The 26,739-nt window shown below is 66.6% G+C and carries 24 protein-coding genes and 2 tRNA genes; 1 reads left to right on the top strand and 25 read right to left on the bottom strand.

Annotated elements, in window-relative coordinates; translation table 11 throughout:
* Positions 1–120 precede the first annotated feature (120 nt).
* The 22 genes from rbfA to tpiA form a co-directional block, all read right to left on the bottom strand.
* The gene (gene rbfA, locus ASD72_RS17410) at positions 121–492 is read right to left on the bottom strand and encodes a 30S ribosome-binding factor RbfA (RefSeq protein WP_056881224.1); all 372 of its coding nucleotides are present in this window, start codon (positions 490–492) and stop codon (positions 121–123) included.
* 2 nt (positions 493–494) lie between these two features.
* On the bottom strand, positions 495–3,143 hold the full coding sequence (gene infB, locus ASD72_RS17405) for a translation initiation factor IF-2 (protein ID WP_056881223.1): 2,649 nt from the start codon (positions 3,141–3,143) through the stop codon (positions 495–497).
* Positions 3,144–3,235: 92 nt separating this feature from the next.
* A complete protein-coding gene (nusA, locus tag ASD72_RS17400; RefSeq protein WP_056881222.1) occupies positions 3,236–4,747 on the bottom strand; it encodes a transcription termination factor NusA in 1,512 nt (503 codons plus the stop codon).
* 3 nt (positions 4,748–4,750) lie between these two features.
* Complete coding sequence (gene rimP, locus ASD72_RS17395) at positions 4,751–5,362, bottom strand: ribosome maturation factor RimP (protein WP_056881221.1); 612 nt, start codon at positions 5,360–5,362, stop codon at positions 4,751–4,753.
* Positions 5,363–5,528: 166 nt separating this feature from the next.
* Positions 5,529–5,605 (bottom strand) — tRNA-Met (locus ASD72_RS17390).
* A 125-nt stretch (positions 5,606–5,730) separates the two neighbouring features.
* Complete coding sequence (nuoN, locus tag ASD72_RS17385; protein ID WP_056881220.1) at positions 5,731–7,194, bottom strand: NADH-quinone oxidoreductase subunit NuoN; 1,464 nt, start codon at positions 7,192–7,194, stop codon at positions 5,731–5,733.
* 9 nt (positions 7,195–7,203) lie between these two features.
* The gene (locus ASD72_RS17380; protein ID WP_056881219.1) at positions 7,204–8,715 is read right to left on the bottom strand and encodes an NADH-quinone oxidoreductase subunit M; all 1,512 of its coding nucleotides are present in this window, start codon (positions 8,713–8,715) and stop codon (positions 7,204–7,206) included.
* Positions 8,716–8,773: 58 nt separating this feature from the next.
* A complete protein-coding gene (gene nuoL, locus ASD72_RS17375; RefSeq protein WP_056881288.1) occupies positions 8,774–10,993 on the bottom strand; it encodes an NADH-quinone oxidoreductase subunit L in 2,220 nt (739 codons plus the stop codon).
* Positions 10,994–11,009: 16 nt separating this feature from the next.
* The gene (gene nuoK, locus ASD72_RS17370; protein WP_056881218.1) at positions 11,010–11,315 is read right to left on the bottom strand and encodes an NADH-quinone oxidoreductase subunit NuoK; all 306 of its coding nucleotides are present in this window, start codon (positions 11,313–11,315) and stop codon (positions 11,010–11,012) included.
* On the bottom strand, positions 11,312–11,965 hold the full coding sequence (locus tag ASD72_RS17365; protein WP_056881217.1) for an NADH-quinone oxidoreductase subunit J: 654 nt from the start codon (positions 11,963–11,965) through the stop codon (positions 11,312–11,314). The genes nuoK and ASD72_RS17365 overlap by 4 nt, the downstream gene beginning before the upstream one ends.
* A gap of 10 nt (positions 11,966–11,975) precedes the next feature.
* On the bottom strand, positions 11,976–12,464 hold the full coding sequence (nuoI, locus tag ASD72_RS17360) for an NADH-quinone oxidoreductase subunit NuoI (protein WP_056881216.1): 489 nt from the start codon (positions 12,462–12,464) through the stop codon (positions 11,976–11,978).
* Positions 12,465–12,467: 3 nt separating this feature from the next.
* On the bottom strand, positions 12,468–13,559 hold the full coding sequence (gene nuoH / locus ASD72_RS17355; RefSeq protein WP_056881215.1) for an NADH-quinone oxidoreductase subunit NuoH: 1,092 nt from the start codon (positions 13,557–13,559) through the stop codon (positions 12,468–12,470).
* The gene (nuoG, locus tag ASD72_RS17350; protein WP_056881214.1) at positions 13,556–15,790 is read right to left on the bottom strand and encodes an NADH-quinone oxidoreductase subunit NuoG; all 2,235 of its coding nucleotides are present in this window, start codon (positions 15,788–15,790) and stop codon (positions 13,556–13,558) included. Before nuoG ends, nuoH begins: the two co-directional genes overlap by 4 nt.
* Positions 15,787–17,157, bottom strand: a complete 1,371-nt coding sequence (nuoF, locus tag ASD72_RS17345) for an NADH-quinone oxidoreductase subunit NuoF (protein ID WP_056881213.1) — start codon at positions 17,155–17,157, stop codon at positions 15,787–15,789. The genes nuoG and nuoF overlap by 4 nt, the downstream gene beginning before the upstream one ends.
* Before the next feature lie 5 nt (positions 17,158–17,162).
* The gene (nuoE, locus tag ASD72_RS17340; RefSeq protein WP_056881212.1) at positions 17,163–17,690 is read right to left on the bottom strand and encodes an NADH-quinone oxidoreductase subunit NuoE; all 528 of its coding nucleotides are present in this window, start codon (positions 17,688–17,690) and stop codon (positions 17,163–17,165) included.
* Positions 17,687–18,991, bottom strand: coding sequence for an NADH-quinone oxidoreductase subunit D (locus tag ASD72_RS17335; RefSeq protein WP_056881211.1), 1,305 nt, complete (start codon positions 18,989–18,991; stop codon positions 17,687–17,689). Before ASD72_RS17335 ends, nuoE begins: the two co-directional genes overlap by 4 nt.
* Complete coding sequence (locus tag ASD72_RS17330) at positions 18,988–19,713, bottom strand: NADH-quinone oxidoreductase subunit C (RefSeq protein WP_056881210.1); 726 nt, start codon at positions 19,711–19,713, stop codon at positions 18,988–18,990. The genes ASD72_RS17335 and ASD72_RS17330 overlap by 4 nt, the downstream gene beginning before the upstream one ends.
* A 42-nt stretch (positions 19,714–19,755) precedes the next feature.
* On the bottom strand, positions 19,756–20,310 hold the full coding sequence (locus ASD72_RS17325; protein ID WP_056881209.1) for an NADH-quinone oxidoreductase subunit B: 555 nt from the start codon (positions 20,308–20,310) through the stop codon (positions 19,756–19,758).
* Complete coding sequence (locus ASD72_RS17320; protein ID WP_056881208.1) at positions 20,301–20,657, bottom strand: NADH-quinone oxidoreductase subunit A; 357 nt, start codon at positions 20,655–20,657, stop codon at positions 20,301–20,303. Before ASD72_RS17320 ends, ASD72_RS17325 begins: the two co-directional genes overlap by 10 nt.
* Before the next feature lie 375 nt (positions 20,658–21,032).
* Positions 21,033–21,117 (bottom strand) — tRNA-Leu (locus ASD72_RS17315).
* 43 nt (positions 21,118–21,160) lie between these two features.
* A complete protein-coding gene (secG, locus tag ASD72_RS17310; RefSeq protein ID WP_056881207.1) occupies positions 21,161–21,613 on the bottom strand; it encodes a preprotein translocase subunit SecG in 453 nt (150 codons plus the stop codon).
* 57 nt (positions 21,614–21,670) lie between these two features.
* The gene (gene tpiA, locus ASD72_RS17305; protein ID WP_056881206.1) at positions 21,671–22,429 is read right to left on the bottom strand and encodes a triose-phosphate isomerase; all 759 of its coding nucleotides are present in this window, start codon (positions 22,427–22,429) and stop codon (positions 21,671–21,673) included.
* A 108-nt stretch (positions 22,430–22,537) separates the two neighbouring features.
* Between tpiA and ASD72_RS17300 the strand changes: the two genes are divergently transcribed.
* Positions 22,538–23,350, top strand: coding sequence for an SDR family NAD(P)-dependent oxidoreductase (locus ASD72_RS17300; RefSeq protein ID WP_056881205.1), 813 nt, complete (start codon positions 22,538–22,540; stop codon positions 23,348–23,350).
* A 69-nt stretch (positions 23,351–23,419) separates the two neighbouring features.
* On the opposite strand, the gene ASD72_RS17295 is transcribed toward ASD72_RS17300, so the two are convergent.
* The 3 genes from ASD72_RS17295 to accD form a co-directional block, all read right to left on the bottom strand.
* Positions 23,420–24,358 carry a 2-oxoglutarate and iron-dependent oxygenase domain-containing protein gene (locus tag ASD72_RS17295; protein WP_056881204.1) on the bottom strand — a complete coding sequence of 313 codons (939 nt, stop codon included), beginning with the start codon at positions 24,356–24,358 and terminating at the stop codon, positions 23,420–23,422.
* 77 nt (positions 24,359–24,435) lie between these two features.
* Positions 24,436–25,785 carry a phosphoglucosamine mutase gene (gene glmM, locus ASD72_RS17290; protein ID WP_056881203.1) on the bottom strand — a complete coding sequence of 450 codons (1,350 nt, stop codon included), beginning with the start codon at positions 25,783–25,785 and terminating at the stop codon, positions 24,436–24,438.
* The gene (gene accD, locus ASD72_RS17285) at positions 25,782–26,675 is read right to left on the bottom strand and encodes an acetyl-CoA carboxylase, carboxyltransferase subunit beta (RefSeq protein ID WP_056881202.1); all 894 of its coding nucleotides are present in this window, start codon (positions 26,673–26,675) and stop codon (positions 25,782–25,784) included. Before accD ends, glmM begins: the two co-directional genes overlap by 4 nt.
* Between the last annotated feature and the right edge of the window lie 64 nt (positions 26,676–26,739).

The raw sequence follows: 26,739 nt of genomic DNA, 5'->3' as shown, positions 1-26,739 counted from the left end.
GGGGCGCGCGCATTCCTTGGTGGGGGCAGGCTTCGTGGCCCGCATGGAGTCCGTGCCCGCGATGCTGGTGCACCGACGCCCCCCATGGCCCCAGGCCAACGGCGGACGCGGGCGACGGCCTTACGCGTTGTCGTCGTCGGCCGGTGGCGGCGGCAGGTCGCGCAGCAGGTTCTCGATGCGTTCTCCACGGTCGACGGAGTCGTCGTAGTGGAAATGCAGCTCCGGCACGTGGCGCATCTTCACGCGACGCGCCAGCTCCATGCGCAGGCCCCAGGCGAGTTCCTTCAGGCCCTTCATGGCCTCGACGGAACGCTCGGGCATCAATGCGGTAACGAATACCTTGGCGTGCGCCATGTCGCGGGTGACTTCGACGTCGGACACGCTGACCGACGGCAGGCCGTGCTCGCGCACGGCCTCGTGCACCAACGTACCCAGCTCCCGGCGGAGCTGGGCGGACACGCGGTCGGTGCGATGGAACGACTTGGTCGGCATGATCAGAGCGTGCGCTGCACTTCGATGCGCTCGAAGCACTCGATCTGGTCGCCCGGCTGGACGTCGTTGTAAGCCTTCACGCCGATGCCGCACTCGGTGCCGTTGCGCACTTCGTCGACGTTCTCCTTGAAGCGGCGCAGCGATTCCAGTTCGCCCTCGAACACCACGGTGCTGGCACGCAGCACGCGGATCGGCTTGTTCCGCTTGACCACGCCTTCGACCACCATGCAGCCCGCGACCGCGCCGAACTTGGAGCTGCGGAACACGTCGCGCACTTCGGCGATGCCGATGATCTCTTCGCGGATCTCCACGCCCAGCAGGCCGGACGCCACCTGCTTCACCTGGTCGATCACGTCATAGATGATCGAGAAGTAGCGCAGGTCCACCCCATTGGCTTCGATGATGCGACGCGAGGAAGCGTCGGCACGCACGTTGAAGCCGATGACGGTGGCCTTCGAGGTGACCGCGGAGTTGGCGTCGGACTCGGTGATGCCGCCCACGCCGGAGCTGATGATGTTGATGCGGATCGATTCGTTGGACAGCGCCGTCAACGAGTGACGCAACGCCTCCACCGAACCCTGCACGTCGGCCTTGATGATCAGGTTGAGGCTGAGCTGGCCTTCGCCCTTGCCCAGCTGCGCCATGATGTCTTCCATGCGGCTGCCGGCGGACTGCACCAGGCGCGACTCGCGGCGCTTGGTGTCGCGCTGCTGCGCCACGTCCTTGGCCAGGCGCTCGTCGGCGACGACGACGAAGTCGTCGCCCGCCTCCGGCACGCCGGAGAGACCCAGCACCTGCACCGGGATCGACGGGCCCGCCGACGCCGGCTGGCCGCCGGTTTCGTCGAACAGCGCACGCACGCGGCCGTACTGGATGCCGCAGACCAGGTAGTCGCCCTTCTTCAGGGTGCCCTGCTGCACCAGCACCGTCGCGACCGGGCCGCGGCCCTTGTCCAGCGAGGACTCGATGACCACGCCGCTGGCGCGGCCGTCTTCCACGGCCTTCAATTCCAGCAGTTCGGCCTGGATCGAGATCGCGTCGAGCAGGTTGTCCACGCCCTGGCCCGTCTTGGCGGAGATTTCCACCATCTGGGTGTCGCCGCCGAAGTCTTCGGCGACCACTTCCTCGGCCAGCAGCTCGTTCTTCACGCGCAGCGGGTCGGCGTCGGACTTGTCGATCTTGTTGACCGCCACGATCAGCGGGACCTTGGCCGCCTTCGCATGCTGGATGGCTTCGCGGGTCTGCGGCATGACGCCATCGTCCGCGGCCACGACCAGCACCACGATATCGGTCAGCTTCGCGCCACGCGCGCGCATCGCCGTGAACGCGGCGTGGCCCGGGGTGTCGAGGAAGCTGATGACGCCCTTCGGCGTTTCCACGTGGTAGGCGCCGATGTGCTGGGTGATGCCGCCGGCTTCGCCGCTGGCGATCTTGGTGCGGCGGATGTAGTCCAGCAGCGAGGTCTTGCCGTGATCGACGTGGCCCATGATGGTGACCACCGGCGGACGCGCGACCTTCTCGCCCTGCTGCTCTTCGGAGTGCGCGAGCAGTTCGTTCTCGACGTCGTTGGCGTCCGCACGCACGGCCTTGTGGCCGAGCTCTTCGGTGATCAGCGCAGCGGTGTCGTGATCGATGGACTGGGTGATGGTGGCCATCACGCCCATCTTGAACAGCGCCTTCACCACGTCACCGCCCTTCAGCGCGAGCTTCTGCGCCAGGTCGGCCACGGTGATGGTCTCGCCGATCGCCACTTCGCGCACGATCGGGGCCGTCGGGCGCTCGAAACCGTGCGCACCGCCGCCGCCGCGGCTCTGCTCATGGCGGCGCGGCGGCTTGGGCTTGCCGCGCGAGGCACCACGACGGGCACGGTCGGCCGCGGACAGGTGCAGCTGGCCGGCGAAGCGGCTGGTGTTGTCGTCGTCCTCGACGCCGGCCACCATCGCGTGCGAGCCACGGGTCTTGTGCTTGGCGGCAGCGGCATTGTTGCGATCGTCGGCGCGCGGCGGATCCTTGCGCACGACCATCTTCGGCACATGGTGCCCCGGGGTGCTGGTCTTGGCCGGACGCGCGGCTTCGTCGCCATCCACGGCCACGGCACCGGCCGCCAGCGCGGCGGCCTCGGCGTCGGCCTGCGCACGCGCGGCATCGGCCTCGGCGCGGGCAGCCGCCTCTTCCTGGCGGCGGCGCTCGAGCTCTTCGGCACGCTTGGCATCTTCCTGCGCCAGGCGCTGCTGCTCATCGAGGTTGCGCTGGCGGGATTCCTCCAGCTTGCGCAGGATCTCGGCGCGCTCCGGATCGGGTTCGTTCTGCCAGTTGGTGCTGGCGGATTCGGCGTCGGTCGGCTTCGTGTAGGTGCGCTTCTGGCGCACTTCGACGTTGACCGTGGTCTTCGAGCGGCCGGCGGCGACCGTCACTTCCTGCACCTTGCGGCGGGCCAGGGTGATCTTCTTGGGCGCGGCATCATCCGCGGCGCTCTCGGTCTTGCCGTGCGAGCGCTTGAGGAAGCCGAGCAGCTTCACTTTTTCCATGCTGGTCACGACCTGGTCGGGGCCGCTGAAGCTCATGCCGGCCTCGGCCAGCTGCTCCAGCAGTTTCTCGACCGGCGTGTTGACCAGTTCGGCAAGCTTGCGGATGGTGGTTTGCTGCGACATTCGGATCCTAGGTTCTGTGTTGCGCCCCTCCAACCCAGAAGGGAACGCGGATTCTAAGCCCTGCGGGTGCCAGGGCGGTGTTCATCGCTGGCTCATGCGCCGCGTTCCAGTCGGGCGATCTCTTCGGCGCGGGCGGCCAGGATCAGCGCGGCGGCGCGCGCATCGTCCAGCCCCTCGATGCCGAACTCGACCACTTCGTCGGCCGCCAGGTCGGACAGGTCCTCGCTGGTGCGGACGCCGTGCGAGGCCAGCGCGAACGCGGTTTCCTCGTCCATGCCTTCCAGGGCCAGCAGGTCGTCGGCCGGGTGGTTCTCCTCCAGGCCTTCTTCCTCGGCCAGCGCCTCGTTCAGCAAGGCATCGCGGGCGCGCGAGCGCAGCTCTTCGACGATGTCCTCGTCGAAGCCTTCCACGGCCAGCAGTTCGCCGACCGGCACGTAGGCGATTTCCTCGACCGTACTGAAGCCTTCGGCGACCAGGATGGCGGCGATTTCGTCGTCCACTTCCAGCTTGTCCATGAACAGCTGGCGGGCGACGGTCTGCTCGGCCTCGCTCTTGGCCTGGACCTGGTCGGCGGTCATGACGTTGAGCTGCCAGCCGGTCAGGCGGCTGGCCAGGCGCACGTTCTGGCCACCCTTGCCGATCGCCTGCGCCAGGCGGTCTTCCGCCACGGCCAGGTCCATCGAGTGCTTCTCTTCATCGACGATGATCGACTGCACTTCCGCCGGCGCCATCGCGTTGATGACGAAGGTGGCCGGATTGTCGTTCCACAGCACGATGTCCACGCGCTCGCCGTTGAGCTCGTTGCTCACGGCCTGCACGCGCGAACCGCGCATGCCGATGCAGGCGCCGATCGGATCGGTGCGGGTGTCGTGCGCAAGCACGGCGATCTTGGCGCGGTCGCCCGGATCGCGCGCACAGGCCTTGATCTCGACCAGGCCCTGGCCCACTTCCGGCACTTCGAGCTTGAACAGCTCGATCATGAATTCCGGGGCGGCGCGGCTGATGAACAGCTGCGGGCCGCGCGGTTCGTAGCGCACGTCGAACAGGTAGCCACGGACGCGGTCGCCGGCGCGCAGAACGTCGCGCGGGATGCCCTTGTCCTTCGGGATGAACGCCTCGGCGTTGCCGCCCAGGTCCACGTAGATGTTGCCGCGCTCGGCGCGCTTCACCACACCGGTGACCAGCTCGCCCACGCGGTCCTTCCAGGCGTCCACCACCTGCGCGCGCTCGGCCTCGCGGACGCGCTGCACGATGACCTGCTTGGCGGCCTGCGCGGCGATGCGGCCGAAGTCGGGGTTCTCGATCTTCTCTTCGATCCAGTCGCCGACCTCGGCGCCTTCGGCCTCATCCTCGGCGTCCATCAGGCGGATCTGGCGATCGGGCGATTCCATCACCACGTCGTCGGCCACGACTTCCCAGCGGCGGAACGTTTCGTAGCTGCCGTCCTTGTGGTCGATGGTGACGCGCACCTGCACGTCCTGATCCAGGTAGCGCTTCTTGGCGGCGGACGCCAGGGCGGCTTCGATGGCATCGAAGATGACTTCGCGCGGCACGCCCTTCTCGTTGGCCACCGCGTCCACGACCAGCAACAATTCCTTACTCATTGATCACTCCGCGCGCGGCTTGCGGGCCGCCGGTTGGTTGGGTTTTTTCTTGGCTTTCTTGGCCGGCGCACGCTTGGCGTCGCCCGCCTTGGCGGGAGCCTTGCGGGCACCACCGGGTTTTTCGGGCGCCAGGCCCAGGGCGGCCCAGTCGGGAACCAGGCGACCCTTGTCGATGTTGTCGAAGGCGACCTTCAGCTCGGCGCCGTCGACGGTGAACACGATGTCGCCGCCCTCGATGCGGCTGATCACGCCCTGCAGGCGGCGACGGCCATCCTGCGGGAGCTTCATGACCACCTTGGCCGAGTCGCCGACGAAGCGCGCGTAGTGCTCCAGTTGGAACAACGGACGATCCACGCCCGGCGAGGAAACTTCCAGCGTGTAATTGCCGGTGATCGGATCCTCGACGTCCAGTTGCGCGGAGACCTCGCGGCTCACGGCTTCGCAGTCTTCGATATTGACGTGGCGCGTGGCGCGTTCGGCTTCCTGCACATCGATGTACAGGCGCACCGTGGCGCCGCCGGGCGCCGGCAGATATTCGATGCCCAGCAGTTCCACGCCCAGTGCCTGGACGGTGGGTGCCAGCAAGTTGGCGATGTCGTTGGCCTTGTCGCTCACGGGTTCGCTGCCGATGGTTCGTGGTTCTGCGTGTCGCTGAAACAAACAAGGGGCCCGATGGGCCCCTTGTCCGATACGCTGGATGTCGGTGCAACGACGGGAACATGCGTCGTTGCGTGCCCAGGCTTTTCGTCGGTCGCCTGTACCAGGCGACTTCGGATAAACATGGTAGCGGGGGCAGGATTTGAACCTGCGACCTTCGGGTTATGAGCCCGACGAGCTGCCAGACTGCTCCACCCCGCAGCAGAAGCGAAATTATGATGAATGCGCCGGTTTATTGCAAGCCTTGTCGGCTATCGGCGTGAGGGATCGCGTTCATCGCGCGTTGCCGGCCCTGGTCGGGCCGACGCTCCCCCGGTGTGACAGGCTCAGCCAGCGAACGCCAGCTTGCACCACGCCATGATCGGATTCCAGGCAATGCCCAGCACCAGCAGGCCCAGCGCGTTGACGCCGAACACCAGCGGCACCACGCGATCGGCGCGCGGCGGCGGCAATTCGCCCACCGGCTCGTCGAAGTACATCACCTTGATCACGCGCAGGTAGTAGAACGCACCGATCACCGCGCACAGCACGCCAAGGATCGCCAACCACAGGAAACCGCCATTCACCGCGGCACCCAGCACCACGAGCTTCGCCCAGAAACCCAGGAACGGCGGGATGCCGGCCAGCGAAGCCATCACGCACAACACTAGGCCGGCCTGCCAGGGGTTGCGGGCGTTCAGTCCCTTGAAGTCGTCGATCTTGTCGGCTTCGAAACCCTGGCGTGACAGCACGATGATGGCGCCGAAAGCCGCGGCAGACATGATGGCGTAGCTGATCGCATAGAACAGGGCCGCCGAGTAGCCGACTTCGCCACCACCGGCGAAGCCCACCAGCAGGAAGCCCACGTGCGACACCGTGGAGTACGCCAGCATCCGCTTGAGATTGGTCTGGGCGATCGCGATGACGTTGCCGATCACCAGCGACGCCGCGGCCAGGCCGGCCAGCAGCCACTGCCACTGGGCCGCCGCAGGACCCACGCCGTCCTGCAACAGGCGGAACGCCATGCCGAACGCCGCGAGCTTGGGAGCGGCGCTGATGAACAGCGTCACCGGCGTTGGCGCGCCCTGGTAGACGTCGGGCAGCCACATATGGAACGGGGCCGCGCCCAGCTTGAAGGCCACGCCGGCCACCATGAACACCACGCCGGTCAGCAGCAGCATGCGCTGGTCGCCGCCACCGGCGAGCGCATCGCCCGTGGCCTGGAAGATCGCGGGCAGGTGCAGAGAAGCGGTCGCGCCGTACACCAGCGACATGCCGTACAGCAGCAGGCCCGAGGCCAGCGACCCGAGGACGATGTACTTCATCGCCGCTTCGGTCGACAGTCCGTCATCGCGGTTCAGCGCGACCAGGGCGTAGGAGCACAGCGCCAGCAGTTCCAGGCCCAGGTACATCATCACCAGGCTGCCGGCGGACACCATCATCATCATGCCGGCCGTGGCGAACATCACCAGCACGGGCGCCTCGCCCGGATACAGGTTGCGCTCGCGCAGGTAGGGCCAGCCGTAGACCAGCGACAGCGCGCTGACCGCGACGATCACGACCTTGCTGACGTCGGCCAGGGTGTCGCGCACGAACATGCCGCTGAACACGCTGCCCTGCCCGCCCACGCCCGTGGCCAGCATCCAGACCACCGCGACCATCACGGCCAGCGCCAGGGCATGGGTGATCACGCGGCGGGAAGCATCCAGGAACAGGTCCAGCATCAGCAGCGCGAACGCGCCGGCGATGAGGGTCAACTCGGGCAGCAGCGGCTGCAGGTCGGCGGCGGAGATGGGCATCGGCGTCGTCATGGTTCGTCCTTACAGCTTGCTGTTGGCGAGCTGCATCGCCAGTTGCGCGATCGACGGCTCCATCAGGTCGGTCAGCGGCTTGGGGTACACGCCCAGGGCCAGCACGCACACCGCGAAGCCACCCAGCACCAGCGCTTCGCGCAGGGACACGTCCTTCAGTTCGGCCACGTGGGCATTGGCCACATCACCCAGGATCACGCGCTTCACCAGCCACAGCGTGTACGCCGCGCCGATCACCAGCGTCGCGGCGGCGAAGAATGCGATCAACGGGTGCTGCTGGAAGCTCGCCAGGATCACCATGAATTCGCCGACGAAGCCGCTCGTGCCCGGCAGGCCGGAGTTGGCCATGCCGAACAGGATGAAGAACGCACCGAACCACGGCATCGTGTTGATGACGCCGCCGTAGTCCTTGATCATGCGGGTGTGCATGCGGTCGTACAGCACGCCCACGCAGGTGAACATCGCGCCGGAGATGAAGCCGTGGCTGATCATCTGGACCATCGCGCCCTGCAGGCCCAGGCGGGCCGTATCCAGGTAGCCGAGGTCGCGCACCAGCGTGAACGCGATGAAGATGCCCAGCGTCACGAAGCCCATGTGCGAGACCGACGAATAGGCGATCAGCTTCTTCATGTCGTCCTGCACCAGCGCCACCAGGCCCACGTAGACCACGGCGATCAAGGACAGCACGATGACGAACATCGCCCATTCGTGGCCGGCATCCGGCACGATCGGAAGGCTGAAGCGCAGCAGGCCGTAGCCGCCGATCTTCAGTGCGATCGCCGCCAGGATCACGGAACCGGCGGTCGGCGCTTCCACGTGCGCGTCCGGCAACCACGTGTGCACCGGGAACATCGGGATCTTCACCGCGAACGCGATCAGGAAGGCGAAGAACAGCCAGGTCTGTTCCTTCATGCTCAGCGGCATCGCGTACAGGTCGGCCAGCTGGAAGCTGCCGCCCTTGATGTACAGGTACACCAGGCCGACCAGCATCAGCACCGAGCCCAGGAACGTGTACAGGAAGAACTTCAGCGAGGCGTAGATGCGGCGCGGACCGCCCCAGACACCGATGATGAGGAACATCGGGATCAGCATCGCCTCGAAGAACACGTAGAACAGCACGGCGTCGCTGGACGCGAAGATGCCGTTGGTCAGGCCTTCGAGGATCAGGAACGCGGCCACGTACTGGGCCACGCGCTTGTTCACCGAACCCCATGCACCCGCCAGCGTCAGCACCGTGATCAGCGTATTGAGCAGCAGCAGGGCCACGGCGATGCCGTCGGCACCCAGGTTGTAGTGGATGTCGAAGCTCGGGATCCAGGCGTGGCTCTCGACGAACTGCAGGCCCGGGTTGGCGTAGTCGAAGCCACTCAGCAAGCCCAGGCTGAACACGAAGGTCAGCACCGCCACTGCGAAGCTCAGCCAACGGGCCGCGTTCGCGCGGGCGTTGCCTAGCGCGAGCACCAGCGCGCCACCCAGGATGGGCAGCCAGATCAGAACACTAAGCAGGGGCCAGTTCGACACGTTGTGATATCCGTTGAGTTCTTCGCCAGGACGTTCCGCGAGCGGCTACGTCAGGTCGTTACTGCCAAAACTTGATGACCGCGCCCAGCAGCAGGATCAGGCCGATGATCATCGCGAACGCATAGTGGTACAGGTAGCCGGACTGGGTCTTGCGCAGCAGCTGCGCGCCCAGGTCGACCAGCTTCGCCGTCCCGTTGACCGCCGCGCCGTCGATGACATGGCTGTCGATCGCACGCGAGACCTGGCCCAGCTTCACGCCACCGCGCGCGAACCCGTTGATCCACAGGTGGTCGGCCCAGTATTTCTTGTCCAGGATGTTGGTCAGGAAGGCACCGACCGCGCTGCTGCGGATCTTGCCCGGCCACTCCGGCTTGACGAGGTAGAGCAATGTCGCCAGCAGGAAGCCCCCGAGCGCCAGCCAGAAGGGCCACGCCTTCATACCGTGGATCGCATACGCGACAGGACCGTGCCAGAACTCTTCCTTCAAGACGGCCACCGTGTCCGACGCCGGCGTGATGAAGTCGATCGCGCCCAGGAAGAACGGCGTCACCTCGTGGTGGCCCGTCCAGTCGGTACCGAACAGCATCGGGCCGATGGTGAAGAAGCCGATCACGATGGACGGGATCGCCAGCAGCACCAGCGGCAGGGTGACCACCCACGGGGATTCGTGCGGCTCATGCACACCGTGATGGCCATGCTCGTCGTGGGCATGATCGTCATGGGCATGATCGTCATGGGCATGGTCGTCATGCGCGTGGCCATGGTCGCCGTGCGCGTCGCGGAAACGTTCCTTGCCGTGGAAGGTCAGGTACAGCAGGCGGAAACTGTAGAAACTGGTGACGAACACGCCCAGCAGCACCGCCCAGTAACCGTAGTTGGCGATCCATACGCTGGGGCCGTGCACGTCCTGCGGCGCCATCATGCCAAGCTCCGCCAGCTTCCCGCCGAACTCCTGGGCCATGTGCTGGTGGCTCTTCGCGGCCTCGATGATGGTGTCCTTCGAGTAGAAGCCCGAGAAGAACGGCGTACCGACGAGCGCCAGCGTGCCGATCAGGCTGGTGATCCAGGTGATGGGCATGTACTTGCGCAAGCCACCCATCTTCCGCATGTCCTGCTCGTGGTGCATGCCGATGATGACCGAGCCGGCCGCCAGGAACAGCAGCGCCTTGAAGAAGGCGTGCGTCATCAGATGGAACACCGCCGCCGAATAGGCGGACACGCCCAGCGCGACCGTCATGTAGCCCAGCTGCGACAGCGTGGAGTACGCGACCACGCGCTTGATGTCGTTCTGCACGATGCCGATCAGGCCGGTGAACAGTGCCGTCGTCGCGCCGATGAACAACACGAAGTCCAGCGCGGTCTGCGACAGCTCGAACAGCGGCGACATGCGCGCCACCATGAAGATGCCGGCGGTCACCATCGTCGCCGCATGGATCAGCGCGGAAATCGGGGTGGGGCCTTCCATCGAGTCGGGCAGCCAGACGTGCAGCGGCACCTGCGCCGACTTGCCCATGGCGCCGATGAACAGGCAGATGCAGGTGAGCGTGGCCATCGACCAGATCACCGGCTGATCCAGCACCTGCGTCGTGTGGCCGAACACCGTGATCGCGCCCGACCAGACTGGCGCGGCCTTGCCCGCCAGCAGCGAGGCATTGGCGAACACCGTGGCGTAGTCCAGCGTACCGAACATCAGCAGCACACAGCCGATGCCCAGCAGGAAGCCGAAGTCGCCGACGCGGTTGACCAGGAACGCCTTCATGTTGGCGAAGATCGCCGTGGGGCGCTTGAACCAGAAACCGATCAGCAGGTAGGACACCAGGCCCACGGCTTCCCAGCCGAAGAACAGCTGCAGGAAGTTGTTGCTCATCACCAGCATCAGCATGCTGAAGGTGAACAGCGAGATGTAGCTGAAGAAGCGCTGGTAACCCGGATCCTCGGCCATGTAGCCGATCGTGTAGACGTGGACCAGCAGCGACACGAAGGTCACCACGACCATCATCATCGCGGTGAGCTTGTCGATCATGAAGCCGACGTGGCCGGTGTAGTTGCCGACCTCGAAGAACGTGTACAGGTTCTCGTTGAACGGCGACGCGCCCTGCACCGCCAACTGGTACAGCACCCAGCAGGACAACGCGCAGCTGACCGCCACGCCCAGGATGGTGGCCGTGTGCGCGCCGGCGCGTCCCACCAGCCGGCCGAACAGGCCGGCGATGATCGAGCCCAGCAGCGGCGCCAGCACGACCGCCAGCAGCACGTTCTTGGAGAGGAGGACTTCCATACCGGTCATCGGTGCATCAGCCTTTGAGCGTATCGACTTCGGCCACGTTGATCGTGCGCCGCGTGCGGAACAGGGTGACCAGGATCGCCAGGCCGATGGCGGCCTCGGCCGCGGCCACGGTGAGGATGAAGAAGACGAAGATCTGCCCGGCGGCGTCGCCCAGCTCGCGCGAGAACGCGACGAAGTTGATGTTGACCGACAGCAGCATCAGTTCGATCGACATCAACAGGACGATGACGTTCTTCCGGTTGAGGAAGATACCGGCCAGGCTGATGCAGAACAGCACCGCGCCCAGCGCCAGCAGGTGGCCTACGGAAATCATGCCTTGCCCTCCCCTTCCACCGGCGCGCTGGCCGGCACTTCGCGCACCGGCTTCTCGGCCGGCATCGACACCAGGCGGATGCGGTCGCTGGCCTTGACCCGCGACTGCTCTGCCGGGTCCTGCGTCTTGTTACCGGTGCGCTTGCGCAGCGTCAGCATGACGGCGGCCACGACGGCCACGGTCAGGATGACGGCGGCGAATTCGAACGGCAGCAGGAACTCGGTGAACAGCGAGCGCGCCAGCCAGGCCGTGTTCGACACATCGGCGGCGGCCGAGGCGGCGTTGTCCGGGAACGGCGTGGCGGTGCGTGCCTTGATGCCGATCAGCACCAGCATCTGGCCCAGCATCACCACGGCCACCAACAGGCCGATCGGCAGGAACTTCACCCAGCCCTCGCGGATCTTGACGATGTCGATGTCGAGCATCATCACCACGAACAGGAACAGCACCATCACCGCGCCCACGTAGACGAGGATCAGGGCGACGCCCAGGAACTCAGCGCCCACCAGCAGCCAGGTGCAGGCCACCGAGAAGAACGTCAGGATGAGGCACAGCACGGCATGCACCGGGTTGCGCACGCTGATCACCGCGCCGGCGGCGATGACCGCGACGGTGGCGAAGGCGTAGAAACTGATCAGGACCCAATCCATGCTTCGGACCTCAACGGAAGGCGGCGTCGGCGGCGCGGCGCTCGGCGATCTCGGCTTCCAGCCGGTCGCCGATCGCCAGCAGCTGCGGCTTGGTGACGATGTTCTGCCCGCGCTTGTCGAAGTGGTACTCCAGCACGTGCGTTTCCACGATCGAATCCACCGGGCAGCTCTCCTCGCAGAAGCCGCAGTAGATGCACTTGAACAGGTCGATGTCGTAGCGCGTGGTGCGGCGGGTGCCATCCTCGCGCGGAGCCGAGTCGATGGTGATCGCCAGCGCCGGGCACACGGCTTCGCACAGCTTGCAGGCGATGCAGCGCTCTTCGCCGTTCGGATAGCGGCGCAGCGCGTGCAGGCCGCGGAAGCGCGGCGACTGCGGGAACTTCTCCATCGGGTACATCAGCGTGTACTTCGGCTTGAAGGTGTACTTCAGCGTCAGCCACAGGCCCTGGAGCAGCTCCAGCAGCATCAGGCTCTTGAAGTAGTGCACAACGTTGCTCATGTCTTACACACCCTTCTCGAACACGCCGAAGAACACCAGCAACGCCGTCACCGCGATCCAGAAGATCGTGAGCGGGATGAACACCTTCCATCCCAGCCGCATGATCTGGTCGTAGCGGTAGCGCGGGAAGCTGGCGCGGAACCAGATGTAGGCACTGGCGAAGAACAGCACCTTCAGCAGCAGCCACGGCCAGCCGCCGGTCCATATCCAGTTGACCCACGGCGACACATCGGCAGTGACCAGGCCCTGCAGCGGGCTGAGCCAGCCACCGACGAAGAAGATCGAGATCAGGAAGCTGACCAGGATCATGTTGGCGTACTCGGCCAGGAAGAACAGCGCGAATGCCGCGCCGGAGTACTCCACCATGTGGCCGGCCACGATCTCCGACTCGCCTTCCACCACGTCGAACGGCGAGCGGTTGGTCTCCGCCACGCCGGACACCCAGTACACGATGAACAGCGGGAACAGCGGGAACCAGAACCACTCGAAGAAGCCGGCGTCGCCGGCCTGCGCCATCACGATGTCGGTGAGGTTCAGGCTGCCGGCGGCGATCAGCACGCCCACCAGCGCGAAGCCCATCGCGATTTCGTAGCTGACGACCTGCGCAGCGGAGCGCATCGCGCCCAGGAACGCGTACTTCGAGTTCGATGCCCAGCCGGCGATGATGATGCCGTACACGCCCAACGAGGTCATCGCCAGCAGGTACAGCAGGCCGGCGTTGGCGTTGGACAGCACCAGCTGGTAGTCGAACGGCACCACCGCCCACGCGGCGAATGCCGGCGCAAGCACGATCAGCGGCGCGATCACGTACATCGCCTTCTGCGCGCTGCTGGGCTGGATGATTTCCTTGAACAGCAGTTTGAACACGTCGGCGAAGGCCTGGAAGATGCCCATGCCCACGTACATCGGCCCGTGGCGCACGTGCATCCAGCCGATCAGCTTGCGTTCCCAGACCACGTAGAACGCGACCGAAATGATCACCGGCATGGCGACCACCAGGATCTTCAGCACGATCCACAGCACCATGCCGATGTCGCCCAGCCCGAAGAACCACTCGCGCAGGGGGCCGACAGCGTTGATCAACAGTTCGTTCATGCGCTCACCACCGTCACGCGTCCCGCGCCCAGCGGCGCGGTGGCGCCGTAGCCGCTTTCGATCCAGGCCGAACCCGCCGCGACGCGGGCATCGACCACCACCGGCAGCGCCGCGGTACCGATCCCATTGCCGACCTTCGCGACCTGGCCATCGGCCACGCCGGCGGCCTGCGCATCGGCCGGGTTGAGCACGATGCGCGCGCCGACATTCAGCGGATGCGCCTGCAGCGCTTCGGCGCGGCGGACGGTACCGTCCGTGCGATAGATCGCCGCGCTGACTGCAAGCTCCAGGCCCTGACCTTGCGCCGCGGGAGCCGCGGACTTGGCGACGGAGACCGTCTTCGGATGCGCGATTGCGTCGCGCATGCCTGCGGCATCGGCGAACTCGAAGCCGGCCAGTTGCAGTTCACCCCCCAACGCGCGCAACACCTTCCAGCCTTCACGCGCCTCGCCCGGCAGCTTGCCGACCGTCTGCGTGCGCTGGTCCTTGCCATCGAGATTGGTCAGCGTGGCCTCGATTTCGGGCAGCGCACCGATCGGCAGGATCACGTCGGCCACGTCGCGCGTGGACTTGCAGGCGAAGTGGCTGAACGCCACGACCTTCGACGAGGCCAGCGCCTTGGTGGCGGCCGGCGTATCGGCGAAATCCAGACCGGGTTCGATACCGTAGATGACATAGGCATTGCGCGGCTCGGCGAACATGCCGGCCACATCACGACCACTCGGAAGCACGCCTTGGCGCGCCAGGCCGACGGCATTGGCGCCCTGCGGAATGCGGCACAGCGAGGCGCTGGTCGCCGCGGCAAACTCGCCGGCGGCGGCGCGCAGCATCGCGGCCTGCGGATGGTTCTCGGCGATCCCGCCGACCAGCACGACGGCACGGTTGGCGTTCTTCGCGATGTCGCGCAGCGCGGCCTCATTGAGGGCGCCACCCAGCTGCGATGGCGCGACGATGCGCTTGCCGGCCACACTGAAGGCGAAATCGAAGTCGACCGGGTTGACCACGTGCACCTTGGCGCCCTTGCGGACGGCCTTGCGGATGCGCTGGTGCAGCAGCGGCAGCTCGTGGCGCACGTTGGTGCCGAACAACACGATGACGTCGGCCTGTTCGATCTCCGCCAGCGGCAGCGCGAACGGCGCGGCGACGGCACCATCGGAGAAATCGCGGTTGTTGATGCGGTGGTCCAGGTTGCCGGTGCCGAGGCCTTCGGCCAGCTTCGCCAGCAGGCCACCCTCCTCGTTCGACACGGCCGGGTGCACCAGCACGCCGAGGCTGTCGCCGCGGTTCGCGCGCAGGATCTCGGCGGCGGCGGACAGGCCTTCGGCCCAGGAGACTTCTCGCCACTCGCCGTTGACCTTCTGCAGCGGCTTCACCGCGCGGTCCTCGGCGTACAAGCCCTGGTGCGAATAGCGGTCGCGGTCGGACAACCAGCACTCGTTGACCGCCTCGTTCTCGCGCGGCACGGTGCGCAGCACCTGGCCACGGCGCGAGTGATGGAACACGTTGGAACCCATCGCGTCGTGGAAACCGACGGATTCGCGAGCGATCAGTTCCCACGGACGGGCGCGGAACTGGAACACCTTGTTGGTCAGCGCACCCACCGGACATACGTCGATGACGTTGCCGGAAATCTCGGTGGTCAGCGGCTTGCCGTCGTAGGTGCCGATCTGCAGGTTCTCGCCGCGGTACATGCCGCCCAGCTCATAGGTGCCGGCGACGTCCGCGGTGAAGCGCACGCAGCGCGTGCACTGGATGCAGCGGGTCATCTCGGTGGCGACCAGCGGACCGATGTCCTCGTCGGGCACCACGCGCTTGCGTTCCTGGAAACGGCTGACCGAACGGCCATAGCCCAGCGACAGGTCCTGCAGTTCGCACTCTCCGCCCTGGTCGCAGATCGGGCAGTCCAGCGGGTGGTTGATCAGCAGGAATTCCATCACGTTGCGCTGCGACTTCAACGCCTTGTCGCTGCGCGTGGCGATCTTCATGCCATCCATCACCGGCGTGGCGCAGGCCGGTGCCGGCTTCGGCATCTTCTCGACTTCGACCAGGCACATGCGGCAGTTGGCCGCGATCGGCAGCTTCTCGTGGTAGCAGAAGCGCGGGATCGGGATGCCGGCCTTGTCGGCCGCCTGGATGATCATCGAACCCTTCGGCGCGGCCAACTCCTGCCCGTCGATGAAGACGGTGACATGGTCCGGCGGCAGGTTGGGATTCACGGGCTGCGCACTCACGCGGCCACCTCCAGGTTGGAACGGACCACCGTGCCGTCGCGCTCGTCGTCGACGAGGAAACGCTTGTTGACGATCGCGTATTCGAATTCGTGCCAGAAGTGGCGCAGCATGCCCTGCACCGGCCACGCGGCGGCTTCGCCGAACGCGCAGATGGTGTGGCCTTCGATCTGCCCCGCGGCCGCGCGCAGCGTCTGCAGGTCTTCGATCGTGGCCTTGTGCTCGGCGACACGGGTCAGCATGCGGTACATCCAGCCGGTGCCTTCGCGGCACGGCGTGCACTGGCCGCAGCTTTCCTTGTAGTAGAAGCGCGCGATGCGCTGGCAGGCACGCACCATGCAGGTGGTGTCGTCCATCACGACCACGGCGCCGGAACCCAGGCCGGAACCGGCCTTCTGGATGGCGTCGTAATCCATCGTCAGGCCCATCATCACCTCGCCCGGCAGCACCGGCATCGAGGAACCGCCGGGGATGACGGCCTTGATCTTGCGGCCTTCGCGCATGCCGCCGCACAGCTCGAGCAGGTCGGCGAACGACGTGCCCAGGCGGATCTCGTGATTGCCGGGGCGCGCGACGTGGCCGGAGACCGAGAAGATCTTGCAGCCGCCGTTGTTGGGCTTGCCGAGGCTCATGAACCACTCGGCGCCGTTGCGCAGGATCGCCGGCACCGACGCATAGGTCTCGGTGTTGTTGATCGTGGTCGGCTTGCCGTACAGGCCGAAGTTGGCCGGGAACGGCGGCTTGAAGCGCGGCTGGCCCTTCTTGCCTTCCAGCGACTCCATCAGCGCGGTTTCTTCGCCGCAGATGTAGGCACCCGCGCCGAGCGCGTTGTACAGGTCGATGTCCACGCCCGAGCCGAGGATGTTCTTGCCCAGCCAGCCATGCTTGTAGGCCTCGGCCGTGGCTTCTTCCAGATGCTCGAAGGGCTCGTGGTGGAATTCGCCGCGCAGGTAGTTGTAGCCCACGGTCGAACCGGTGGCGTAGCAGGCGATCGCCATGCCCTCGATCACCGCGTGCGGGTTGTAGCGCAGGATGTCGCGATCCTTGGCGGTGCCCGGCTCGGATTCGTCCGAGTTGCAGAGGATGTACTTCTGCATGTCGCCCTTGGGCATGAAGCTCCACTTCAGGCCGGTCGGGAAGCCCGCGCCGCCGCGGCCGCGCAGGCCGGACTGCTTGACCATCTCGACGACGTCGGCCGGCGGGATCTTCTCTTCGATGATCTTGCGCAGCGCGGCGTAGCCGCCGGTCTTCAGGTAGTTCTCGTACGACCACGGCTTGTCGAAGTGCAGCGTGGTGTAGACGGCCTGGTGCTCCTTGGGAGCGGGACCGACCGGGCCGTAGCCTTCGGAATAGTGTGAATGGCCTGCCATTGCGCTTACTCCAGCCCGTCCAGCAGCTCGTCGACCTTCGCCGGCGTGAGATTCTCGTGGTAGTGGCCGTTGATCACGACCACCGGCGCGCCACAGCACGCGGCCACGCACTCTTCTTCGCGCTTCAGGTACACGCGGCCGTCGGCGGTGGATTCGCCGAGCTTGCAGCCCAGCTTCTTCTCGGCGTGCGCGACCAGGTCCTGGGCGCCGTTGAGCCAGCAGCTGATGTTGGTGCAGAAGGCGACGTTGTTGCGGCCGACCTTCTCGGTCTCGAACATCGAGTAGAAGCTGGCTACCTCGTAGGCCCATACCGGCGGCAGGTCGAGGTACTTGGCGACGGCGGCGATCAGCTCGTCGGTCAGCCAGCCCTCGTTCTGTTCCTGCGCGGCATGCAGGCCCTGCAGCACCGCGGACCGCTTGCGGTCCGGCGGGAACTTGGTCAGCCAATGATCGATGTGCGCGCGCGTCTCGTCGCTCAACGCCACCAGCGGATCGACGTTCTGCGCCGCTTCGAAATTACCCGTGGCCCTCATCGGTCCACCTCACCAAAGACAAGATCATAGGTACCGATCATCGCGACGACGTCGGGGAGCATGTGGCCGCGCACGATCTCGTCCATCGAGGACAGGTGCGCGAAGCCCGGCGCGCGCAGCTTCACGCGGAAGGGCTTGTTGGCGCCGTCGGACACCAGGTAGCAGCCGAACTCGCCCTTCGGCGCCTCGACCGCGGCATAGGTTTCGCCGGCCGGCACGCAATAGCCTTCGCTGAAGAGCTTGAAGTGGTGGATCAGCGCTTCCATGTCGTCCTTCATCTCCTCGCGGGAGGGCGGAGCGACCTTGAAGTTCTGCACCATGACCGGGCCAGGATTGGCCTTCAGCCACTTCACGCACTGCTGGATGATGCGGTTGGACTGGCGCATCTCGGCGACGCGGACCAGGTAGCGGTCGTAGCAGTCGCCATTGACGCCGACGGGGATGTCGAAATCGACCACGTCGTATTTCGCGTACGGCTGCTTCTTGCGCAGGTCCCAGGCGATGCCCGAGCCGCGCAGCATCGCGCCGGTCATGCCCAGCGCGCGCGCCTGTTCCGGCGAGATCACGCCGATGCCGACGGTGCGCTGCTTCCAGATGCGATTGTCGGTCAGCAGCGTCTCGTACTCGTCGACGCGCTTGGGGAACTCGTTGGTGAAGTCTTCCAGGAAGTCGAGCAGCGAACCCTCGCGCGCCTGGTTGAAGTGGGCCAGGGACTTGCCCTTGCGCCACGGCGATTCCTTGTACTTCGGCATGCGGTCCGGCAGGTCGCGGTACACGCCGCCGGGACGGTAGTACGCCGCGTGCATGCGCGCGCCGCTGACCGCCTCGTAGCAGTCCATCAGCTCTTCGCGCTCGCGGAAGGCGTACAGCATGACCGCCATCGCGCCGAGATCGAGCGCGTTGGAGCCGATCCACATCAGGTGGTTCAGGATGCGGGTGATCTCGTCGAACATCGTGCGGATGTACTGCGCGCGCTCCGGCGCCTCGATGCCCATCAGGGTCTCGATGGCGCGCACGTAGGCGTGCTCGTTGCACATCATCGACACGTAGTCGAGGCGATCCATGTAGCCGATCGACTGGTTGAACGGCTTGGACTCGGCTAGCTTCTCGGTGCCCCGGTGCAGCAGGCCCACGTGCGGGTCGGCGCGGACGATGGTCTCGCCGTCCATTTCCAGGATCAGGCGCAGCACGCCGTGCGCGGCCGGATGCTGCGGGCCGAAGTTCAGCGTGTAGTTGCGGATTTCCTGCCTGGCTTCGACAGGGTTGCTGGCGAACGCGGTGCCGGATTGCGGATTGCTCATGCCTTGCCCTCACGCGCTGCGGCTTCGCCAGCGGCGGTCTGGTAGCGCGCATCGTCGCGGATCACGCGCGGCACGCCGACGCGCGGCTCGACCGAGGTGACCGGCTCGTACACCACGCGCTTCTTTTCTTCGTCGTAACGCACTTCGACGTTGCCGATCAGCGGGAAGTCCTTGCGGAACGGATGGCCGACGAAACCGTAGTCGGTCAGGATGCGACGCAGGTCCGGATGGCCTTCGAAGATGATGCCGTACAGGTCGAACGCTTCGCGCTCGAACCAGTTCAGGCCCGGCCACACGTCGGACACCGATGCCACCACCGGCAGGCCGTCGTCGGGAGCGAAGCAGCGCACGCGGACGCGACGGTTGTGCTGGTACGACAGCAGGTGCAGGACCACGGCGAAACGGTTCGGGCGGGCGGCGTCGCGCGGACGCTGCTCCCAGCTGAAGCGACCCGGGCCGAAACCCTCCACGCCACGGCTGAAGCCCTCGGACGAGACGTCCGCGGTATCCCATTCGGCGCTGCCGTAGCCCAGGTAGTCCACGCCGCTGACGTCGACGGCCTGCTCGAAGCCGAATTCGTCGCGCAGCGCGAGCGCGACGGCGTGCCACGATGCCGACGGCACTTCCAGGGTGACTTCGCCGCGCGGCTCGGCGACGCTGACCGTCGCGTCGGCGAAACGCGCGCGCAACTGGTCGGTGAAGTTTGCAGCTTGCTCAGCCATGGGGCGTGGCGTGCTCTAGAAGGGGAACGGGGGAGAGGCGGATCAGCGCGCGATGGTCTGCGTGCGCCAGATCTTCTTCTGCAACTGCAGGATGCCGTACACCAGCGCTTCGGCCGTGGGCGGGCAACCGGGCACGTAGACATCGACAGGCACGATGCGGTCGCAACCACGGACCACCGAGTACGAGTAGTGGTAGTAGCCGCCGCCGTTGGCGCAGCTGCCCATCGAGATCACCCACTTCGGGTCGGGCATCTGGTCGTAGACCTTGCGCAGCGCCGGGGCCATCTTGTTGACCAGGGTGCCGGCGACGATCATCACGTCGGACTGGCGCGGCGACGGGCGGAACACCACGCCGTAGCGGTCAAGGTCCAGGCGCGAGGTGCCGGCATGCATCATCTCGACCGCGCAGCAGGCCAGGCCGAACGTCATCGGCCACATCGAGCCGGTACGTGCCCAGTTCATCAGCGCGTCGACGCTGGTGGTCACGTAGCCCTTTTCCAGCAGCGGATTGTCGCCCTCGGGGCGCAGGATGTCGTCCACCCGCCCTTCCGGGATCGGGTTGTTCATCAGACGGTCGACGGTCTGGATCACTCCCATTCGAGCGCTCCCTTCTTCCAAACGTAAATGAAGCCGAGGAACAGCATGCCCACGAACAGGCCCATCGTGACCAGCGCACGCGGACCGAGCTCCTGGAACACCAGCGTCCACGGAACGATGAAGATGATTTCCAGATCGAAGACGATGAACTGGATGGCGATCAGGTAGTAGCGCACGTCGAACTTCATGCGCGCGTCTTCGAAGGCCTCGAAGCCGCATTCGTACGGGGACAGCTTCTGCGCGTCCGGGCGGCGCGGGCCGAGGAACCGTCCGACCACCATCAGCGCAATGCCGATGCCGGTGGCGACGATCAGGAACAACAGGGTGGGCAGGTAATTGGCCAGCACTCGCTTGTCTCTTCTTGTCCTTTCCGCCCGACCGCATGCGACTGCGTCCGGGCCTGAACGGGGCTCGCGCCTTCAGCCGGGGCCCGGCGTTCGCCGCGGCCCTGGCCATGGGCGCAGGGGCATCGGGACTTCCGCACGGCCCGGAGCCCGACGGCACATCCACCTTGGCGTGCCGGCGCGTACCGCGCCGATCCGCCTTCCGCGGGCCCCCTTCCGCAACACGTACCGGGCGCCCGATGAATCGACGGGATTGTAACGGTTGGTGAACTTGGTAGTAAACGATTACCCGCGTGTATCGCGATGCGTGGACCAATAAAAAACCCGCCTGGCGGCGGGTTTTTCACCAGGATCGCGCTTCCGCGTCCCGTTTGCTGCTGGTGCCCAAGAGGGGACTCGAACCCCTACGACTTTCGTCGCTACCACCTCAAGGTAGTGCGTCTACCAATTCCGCCACCTGGGCTTTGAAACCTGCGCGGCTGCGAGCCGCGCCATTGTAGCCGGGCTCAGCCGCCTTGCGGCGGCGTGACCGGCGCCTGCTGCTCGCCGGCGGCCGGCGCGGGCGCAGCCTCCTGCGGAGCGGCGGGCACGGTGCCGGCGGGCGCCGGCGCCTGGATCGGCGTGCTGGGCACGGTCGACGGCTTCGGCAGTTCGCCCACGGGCGCTTCAGCCGCCGCCGGCAGCTGCGACATCACGCCGAGGTTCTGCTGCGTGGTCGGTCGCGCACTGTGGGTCGCGTACCAGGCCATGAACAGGCTGATGCCGAAGAACGCCACGGCCAGCCACTTAGTGCTCTTGGACAGGAAGTTGGACGCGCCGCGCGCGCCGAACACCGTGCCCGACGCACCCGCGCCGAAGCCCGAACCGGCCTGCGCGCCCGAGCCGCGCTGCATCAGCACCAGCGCGATGATCGCGATGGCCACCAGCACGTACACCACATTAAGGATCAACATCCACATCGGATTCAGTCTCAACCGGTTGAGTCGCCAGGCCCCCATGGGCCGGCGTTGCCGGGGTCACCCCCGGCCGGCCGCCGCTTGCGCGATGGCCAGGAAATCCCGGGCGACCAGGGAAGCGCCGCCCACCAGCCCTCCATCGACATCGGGCTGCGCAAACAGTTCCGCGGCGTTGTCGGGCTTCACGCTGCCTCCGTACAGGAGGGTCAGTGAATCGGCAATTCTAGCATCGCGCGCAGCCACTTCGCCACGGATGAACGCGTGCACTGCCTGCACCTGGTCCGGCGTGGCAGTCAGGCCGGTGCCGATCGCCCAGACCGGTTCGTAGGAAATCACCGCGCCGGCGAAGGCCTGCGGGCCGGCGAGGTCGAACACGGCCTCCAGCTGCTTGAGGATGCGGAACTCGGTCTGGCCGTCCTTGCGCTGCTGCTCGGTCTCGCCCACGCAGAGCAGCGGGATCAGGCCGGCGTGCTTGGCCGCCACGAACTTGCGGGCCACGAACTCGCTGCTCTCGTTGTGGTACTGGCGGCGCTCGGAATGGCCCACCAGGCCGTAGCGCGCACCCACGTCGACCAGCATGGAAGCCGACACCTCGCCGGTGTAGGCGCCTTTTTCGTTGCTGCTGACGTCCTGGGCGCCGAACGCGACACCCCGGTGGCCGTAGTCTTCGATCAGCTCGCCCAGGTAAGGGAGCGGCGGCAGGATCAGCAGATCCACGCCCTCCAGCGGCAGGCCGGCGACCAGCTCGTCCATCAGCGCGGTGGCGAAACCGCGGTTGCCATGGAGCTTCCAGTTGCCCGCCACGAGCTTGCGACGCATAAGACCAATTCCTGTCCAGTTCGGGTCGCGCAGTCTAACGGATGTTGGCCGGGGCACCCAGCCGGCACGGTATCGTGCGAGCGGACACGATCACGCCCCGGACCGCCGATGACCGACGCCTCCCCTCCTCCTTCCTCCAGCCGCGCCCTGGTCACCGGCGCCTCCAGCGGCATCGGCGAACAGATCGCACGCGAGTACGCGCGCCGCGGTGTGCCGCTGGTGCTGACGGCGCGGCGGGCGGATCGTCTGCAGGCGCTGGCGGACGAACTGGCGGCACAGGTGCCGGTGGACGTGATCGCCTGCGACCTCGCCGACCCCGCAGCACCGGCGGCGCTCGTCGCCGAACTCGAACGTCGCGGCATCGCCGTGCGGATCCTGGTCAACAACGCCGGCTATGGCGTGCCAGGGCGCTACCGCAGCAGCGACTGGGCCGTCCATGCGGCCTTCCTGCAGGTGATGCTTACCGCGGTCAGTGAACTGTGTTGGCGCCTGCTGCCGGCGATCCGCGCCAGCGGCCAGGGCCGCATCATCAACGTGGCCTCGTTCGCCGCCTTGATGCCTGCTGCGGAAGGCCAGACGCTGTACGCGCCGGCGAAGAGCTTCCTGCTCAAGCTGAGCGAGGCGCTCGCGCTGGAGAACGCCGACCGCGGCGTCCACGTCACCGCGCTGTGCCCGGGCTTCACCTACTCCGAATTCCACGACGTCACCGGTACCCGCGCCCGCATGCAGGTGTCGCCGACGATGTGGCTGCAGGCCGCCGAGGTCGCGCGCGCCGGCATCGACGGCAACGAGCGTGGCGATGTGCTGGTGGTGCCCGGGTGGCGCTACCGGTTGATGCACGCCATCGTGAAGCTGCTGCCGCACCGGCTGGCGCTGGGCATGATGGCGCGCAACTCGCGCAAGGTTCGCCCGCTCGATTGACGGGCCCGGACATGCACGACGCCGGCAAGCCGGCGTCGTGGAAAACAGGTGCGGCAGGAAGCGGCGCGCTTACTTCAACTTGATCTCGCGCAGGCGCTCTTCCAGGTAGCCCTGTGCGGTGATCGCTTCCGGGTAGCGCTTGGGATTCTCGGTCGTGATCGTCGAGGGCAGCACGTCGATCAGGAAGTCCGGATTCGGGTGCAGGAAGAACGGGACCGAGTAACGCGGCTGGCGAGCCTGCTCGCCCGGCGGATTGGTCACGCGGTGCGTGGTCGACGGGTACACGTGGTTGGTCAGGCGCTGCAGCATGTCGCCGATGTTGACCACGATGGTGTCGGCGTCGGAGGTGAACGGCACCCACTCGCCCTGCTTCGAACGCACTTCCAGGCCCGCGGCGCTCGCGCCGACCAGCAACGTGATCAGGTTGATGTCTTCATGCGCGCCGGCGCGCACGTTCGGGATGTCGTCGGCGGTGATCGGCGGGTAATGGATCGGGCGCAGGATCGAGTTGCCGGAGTTCGTCTTGTCGACGAAGTAGTTTTCAGGCAATCCGATGTGCAGCGCCAGCGCCGACAGTACACGCGAGCCCAGCTGGTCGAGCGCTCCGTACAGGCCGTAGCCGTGCTCCTTGAAGCCGGGCACCTCGACGGGCCACAGGTTCGGCGGCATGACGTCGCGGTACTTCGAATCCTCGGGAATCTCGCGGCCGATGTGCCAGAACTCCTTCAGGTCGAAGTGCTTGGAATCCTTCGCGGTCTCCACGCCGAACGGCGTGTAGCCGCGCGCGCCGCCGCCGCCCGGCACGTGGTACTGCTTCTTCACGTCGTCGGGCAGTGCGAAGAAACGCTTGAAGACGTCATAGGCCGCATCGATCTGCGCCTGCGGGATGCCGTGGTTGCGGATGCCGGCGAAGCCCCATTCGCGGTAGGCCGCGCCGAGCTCGGCGACGAACGCTTCGCGGTCGGTATCGAAACGGGTGATGTCCAGGGTGGGAATACGGGCACTCATGCAGGTCTGCTCCAACAGGTTTGTTGCGCGGGGAACGCCATGGGAACGTTCGCGCGCCGGTGATTCATTGATCCGGATCAAGCCGCCGCAGCGGCGCGCACGGCATCGGCCAGGGTGTCCAGCGTGCTGCGCACCAGCGCATCGTCGTCGGCCTCGACCGTCACGCGCACGACCGGCTCGGTACCGGACGGCCGCAGGAACGCGCGCCCGCGCCCCGACACCGCCGCCTGTGCCTGCGCGAGCGCCGCCTGCACGCTCGCCGCCTCGGTCGGCTTCGCGCCGTTGGCCAGCTTCACGTTGATGGTCTTCTGCGGCAGCATCGTCAGGCCGTCCAGGGCACCGCGCAATGTCTGCCGGCGGCGGCGCAATGCTTCCAACACCTGCAGCGCGGCGATGATGGCATCGCCCGTGGTGGTACGGTCCAGGCACAGCAGGTGGCCGGAGGCTTCGCCGCCGAGCACCGCATTGCCTTCGACCAGCGCCTGGTGCACGTAACGGTCGCCGACCTTGGTGCGGACGAACGGGATCTCGAGCTTGCCCAGCGCGCGCTCCAGCCCGTAGTTGGTCATCAACGTACCGACCACGGGGCCGCGCAGGCGGCCGCTGGCCTGCCAGTCGCGCGCCAGCAGGTAGATCAGCTCGTCGCCATCCACGGGCACACCGTCGGCGTCGGCCATCAGCACGCGGTCGCCGTCACCGTCGAACGCGATGCCCAGGTGGGCGCCGGTCTCGCGCACCTTGGCGGCCAGGTTCTCCACGTGCATGGAGCCCACGCCGTCGTTGATGTTGATGCCGTTCGGCTCGACGCCGATCGTGATCACGTCGGCACCCAGCTCGCGGAACAGCAGCGGCGCGATGTGGTACGTGGCGCCGTGCGCGCAGTCCAGCACCAGCTTCAGGCCCTTCAGGTCGAAGCGGCGCGGCACGCTGGCCTTGCAGAACTCCATGTAGCGGCCGACCGCGTCGCGCGTGCGGATCGCCTTGCCGAGTTTCTCGGATTCGGCGGTGAAGAATGGCGCGTCGAGCGCGGCCTCGATCGCGAGTTCGGTCGCGTCGTCCAGCTTCTCGCCTTCTGCCGAGAAGAACTTGATGCCGTTGTCGTGATGCGGGTTGTGCGAGGCGCTGATGACGATACCGGCATCGGCGCCCAGGGTGCGCGTCAGGAACGCCACGCCCGGCGTGGGCATCGGGCCCATCAGCTGCACGTCCGCGCCGGCGGCGACCAGGCCGGCCTCGAGCGCGGCTTCGAACATGTAGCCGGAGATGCGCGTGTCCTTGCCGATCACCACGACCGGGCGCGCGCCGCCGGCCTTTTCGCACAGCACCCGGCCCAGGGCGTTGCCCAGGCGGAGGACGAAATCGGCGGAGATGGGGCTGGTGCCGACGCGGCCACGGATGCCATCGGTACCGAAGTATTTGCGACTCATGCGGTCACCAGTTCGCTGTCCTGCGGCTTGGGCTGTTTCATCAGCAACGCCAGCAGGTCCGCCAGGCGGTCACGCATCTCGCGGCGGTCGCAGATCTGGTCCACCGCGCCATGCGCCAGCAGGAACTCCGAACGCTGGAAGCCTTCCGGCAGCGTCTCGCGCACGGTCTGCTCGATCACGCGCGGGCCGGCGAAGCCGATCAGCGCTTCCGGTTCGGCGAGATTGATGTCGCCCAGCATCGCGAAGCTCGCCGACACACCGCCGGTGGTCGGGTGCGTCATCACCGAGATGTACGGCAGCCCGGCCTCGCGCAGCTTGCCCAGCGCGGCCGACGTCTTGGCCATCTGCATCAGGGAGAACAGGCTCTCCTGCATGCGCGCGCCACCACTGGCGGAGAAGCACACGAACGGCGAACCGATTTCGAGCGCCTTTTCCGCGCCCAGCGAGAAGCGCTCGCCGACCACCGAGCCCATCGAGCCGCCCATGTAGGCGAAATCGAAGGCACTGGCGACCAGGTCGCGGCCCTTCAGCGTGCCCTGCAGGGTGATCAGCGCATCGCGCTCGCCGGTGCTCTTCTGCGCGGCCTTGATGCGGTCGGCGTACTTCTTCTGGTCCTTGAACTTCAGCACGTCGGTCGGGCCCAGCGCGGCGCCGATCTCGCGGGTGCTGCCCGGGTCGAACAGCGCGGCCATGCGGGCGCGGGCGCGGATCGGCATGTGGAAGCCGCACTTCGGGCAGACCTCCAGGTTTTCTTCCAGCTCCGGCCGGTACAGCACCGCGCCGCAGCGGTCGCATTTTTCCCACAGCCCCTCGGGGACGCTGCGTTTGCTCTTGCCTGCGTTGCCCTCGGTGCGGATGCCCGACGGCATCAGTTTGCTGAGCCAGCTCATGCGTGGTCTTGCTGCCTGCCCCGGGAGGGGCCCAATGGATTAGCGCGGCAGTTTAGCTCAGTCG

Origin of the sequence: Pseudoxanthomonas sp. Root630, assembly GCF_001427585.1 — a bacterium.
In the GTDB taxonomy this organism is placed as follows: Bacteria; Pseudomonadota; Gammaproteobacteria; order Xanthomonadales; family Xanthomonadaceae; genus Pseudoxanthomonas_A.
Note: the sequence above shows the minus strand (reverse complement) of the source record. Positions and strands in the feature narration are given on the sequence as shown.

What these genes read in the sequence shown, in the direction of transcription:
- rbfA (WP_056881224.1), bottom strand. Translation starts at nt 492, where the DNA reads ATGCCGACCAAGTCGTTCCATCGCACCGACCGCGTGTCCGCCCAGCTC.
- infB (WP_056881223.1), bottom strand. Translation starts at nt 3,143, where the DNA reads ATGTCGCAGCAAACCACCATCCGCAAGCTTGCCGAACTGGTCAACACG.
- nusA (WP_056881222.1), bottom strand. Translation starts at nt 4,747, where the DNA reads ATGAGTAAGGAATTGTTGCTGGTCGTGGACGCGGTGGCCAACGAGAAG.
- nuoN (WP_056881220.1), bottom strand. Translation starts at nt 7,194, where the DNA reads ATGACGACGCCGATGCCCATCTCCGCCGCCGACCTGCAGCCGCTGCTG.
- nuoL (WP_056881288.1), bottom strand. Translation starts at nt 10,993, where the DNA reads ATGGAAGTCCTCCTCTCCAAGAACGTGCTGCTGGCGGTCGTGCTGGCG.
- nuoK (WP_056881218.1), bottom strand. Translation starts at nt 11,315, where the DNA reads ATGATTTCCGTAGGCCACCTGCTGGCGCTGGGCGCGGTGCTGTTCTGC.
- ASD72_RS17365 (WP_056881217.1), bottom strand. Translation starts at nt 11,965, where the DNA reads ATGGATTGGGTCCTGATCAGTTTCTACGCCTTCGCCACCGTCGCGGTC.
- nuoI (WP_056881216.1), bottom strand. Translation starts at nt 12,464, where the DNA reads ATGAGCAACGTTGTGCACTACTTCAAGAGCCTGATGCTGCTGGAGCTG.
- nuoH (WP_056881215.1), bottom strand. Translation starts at nt 13,559, where the DNA reads ATGAACGAACTGTTGATCAACGCTGTCGGCCCCCTGCGCGAGTGGTTC.
- nuoF (WP_056881213.1), bottom strand. Translation starts at nt 17,157, where the DNA reads ATGGCAGGCCATTCACACTATTCCGAAGGCTACGGCCCGGTCGGTCCC.
- nuoE (WP_056881212.1), bottom strand. Translation starts at nt 17,690, where the DNA reads ATGAGGGCCACGGGTAATTTCGAAGCGGCGCAGAACGTCGATCCGCTG.
- ASD72_RS17335 (WP_056881211.1), bottom strand. Translation starts at nt 18,991, where the DNA reads ATGAGCAATCCGCAATCCGGCACCGCGTTCGCCAGCAACCCTGTCGAA.
- ASD72_RS17330 (WP_056881210.1), bottom strand. Translation starts at nt 19,713, where the DNA reads ATGGCTGAGCAAGCTGCAAACTTCACCGACCAGTTGCGCGCGCGTTTC.
- ASD72_RS17325 (WP_056881209.1), bottom strand. Translation starts at nt 20,310, where the DNA reads ATGGGAGTGATCCAGACCGTCGACCGTCTGATGAACAACCCGATCCCG.
- secG (WP_056881207.1), bottom strand. Translation starts at nt 21,613, where the DNA reads ATGTGGATGTTGATCCTTAATGTGGTGTACGTGCTGGTGGCCATCGCG.
- tpiA (WP_056881206.1), bottom strand. Translation starts at nt 22,429, where the DNA reads ATGCGTCGCAAGCTCGTGGCGGGCAACTGGAAGCTCCATGGCAACCGC.
- ASD72_RS17300 (WP_056881205.1), top strand. Translation starts at nt 22,538, where the DNA reads ATGACCGACGCCTCCCCTCCTCCTTCCTCCAGCCGCGCCCTGGTCACC.
- ASD72_RS17295 (WP_056881204.1), bottom strand. Translation starts at nt 24,358, where the DNA reads ATGAGTGCCCGTATTCCCACCCTGGACATCACCCGTTTCGATACCGAC.
- glmM (WP_056881203.1), bottom strand. Translation starts at nt 25,785, where the DNA reads ATGAGTCGCAAATACTTCGGTACCGATGGCATCCGTGGCCGCGTCGGC.
- accD (WP_056881202.1), bottom strand. Translation starts at nt 26,675, where the DNA reads ATGAGCTGGCTCAGCAAACTGATGCCGTCGGGCATCCGCACCGAGGGC.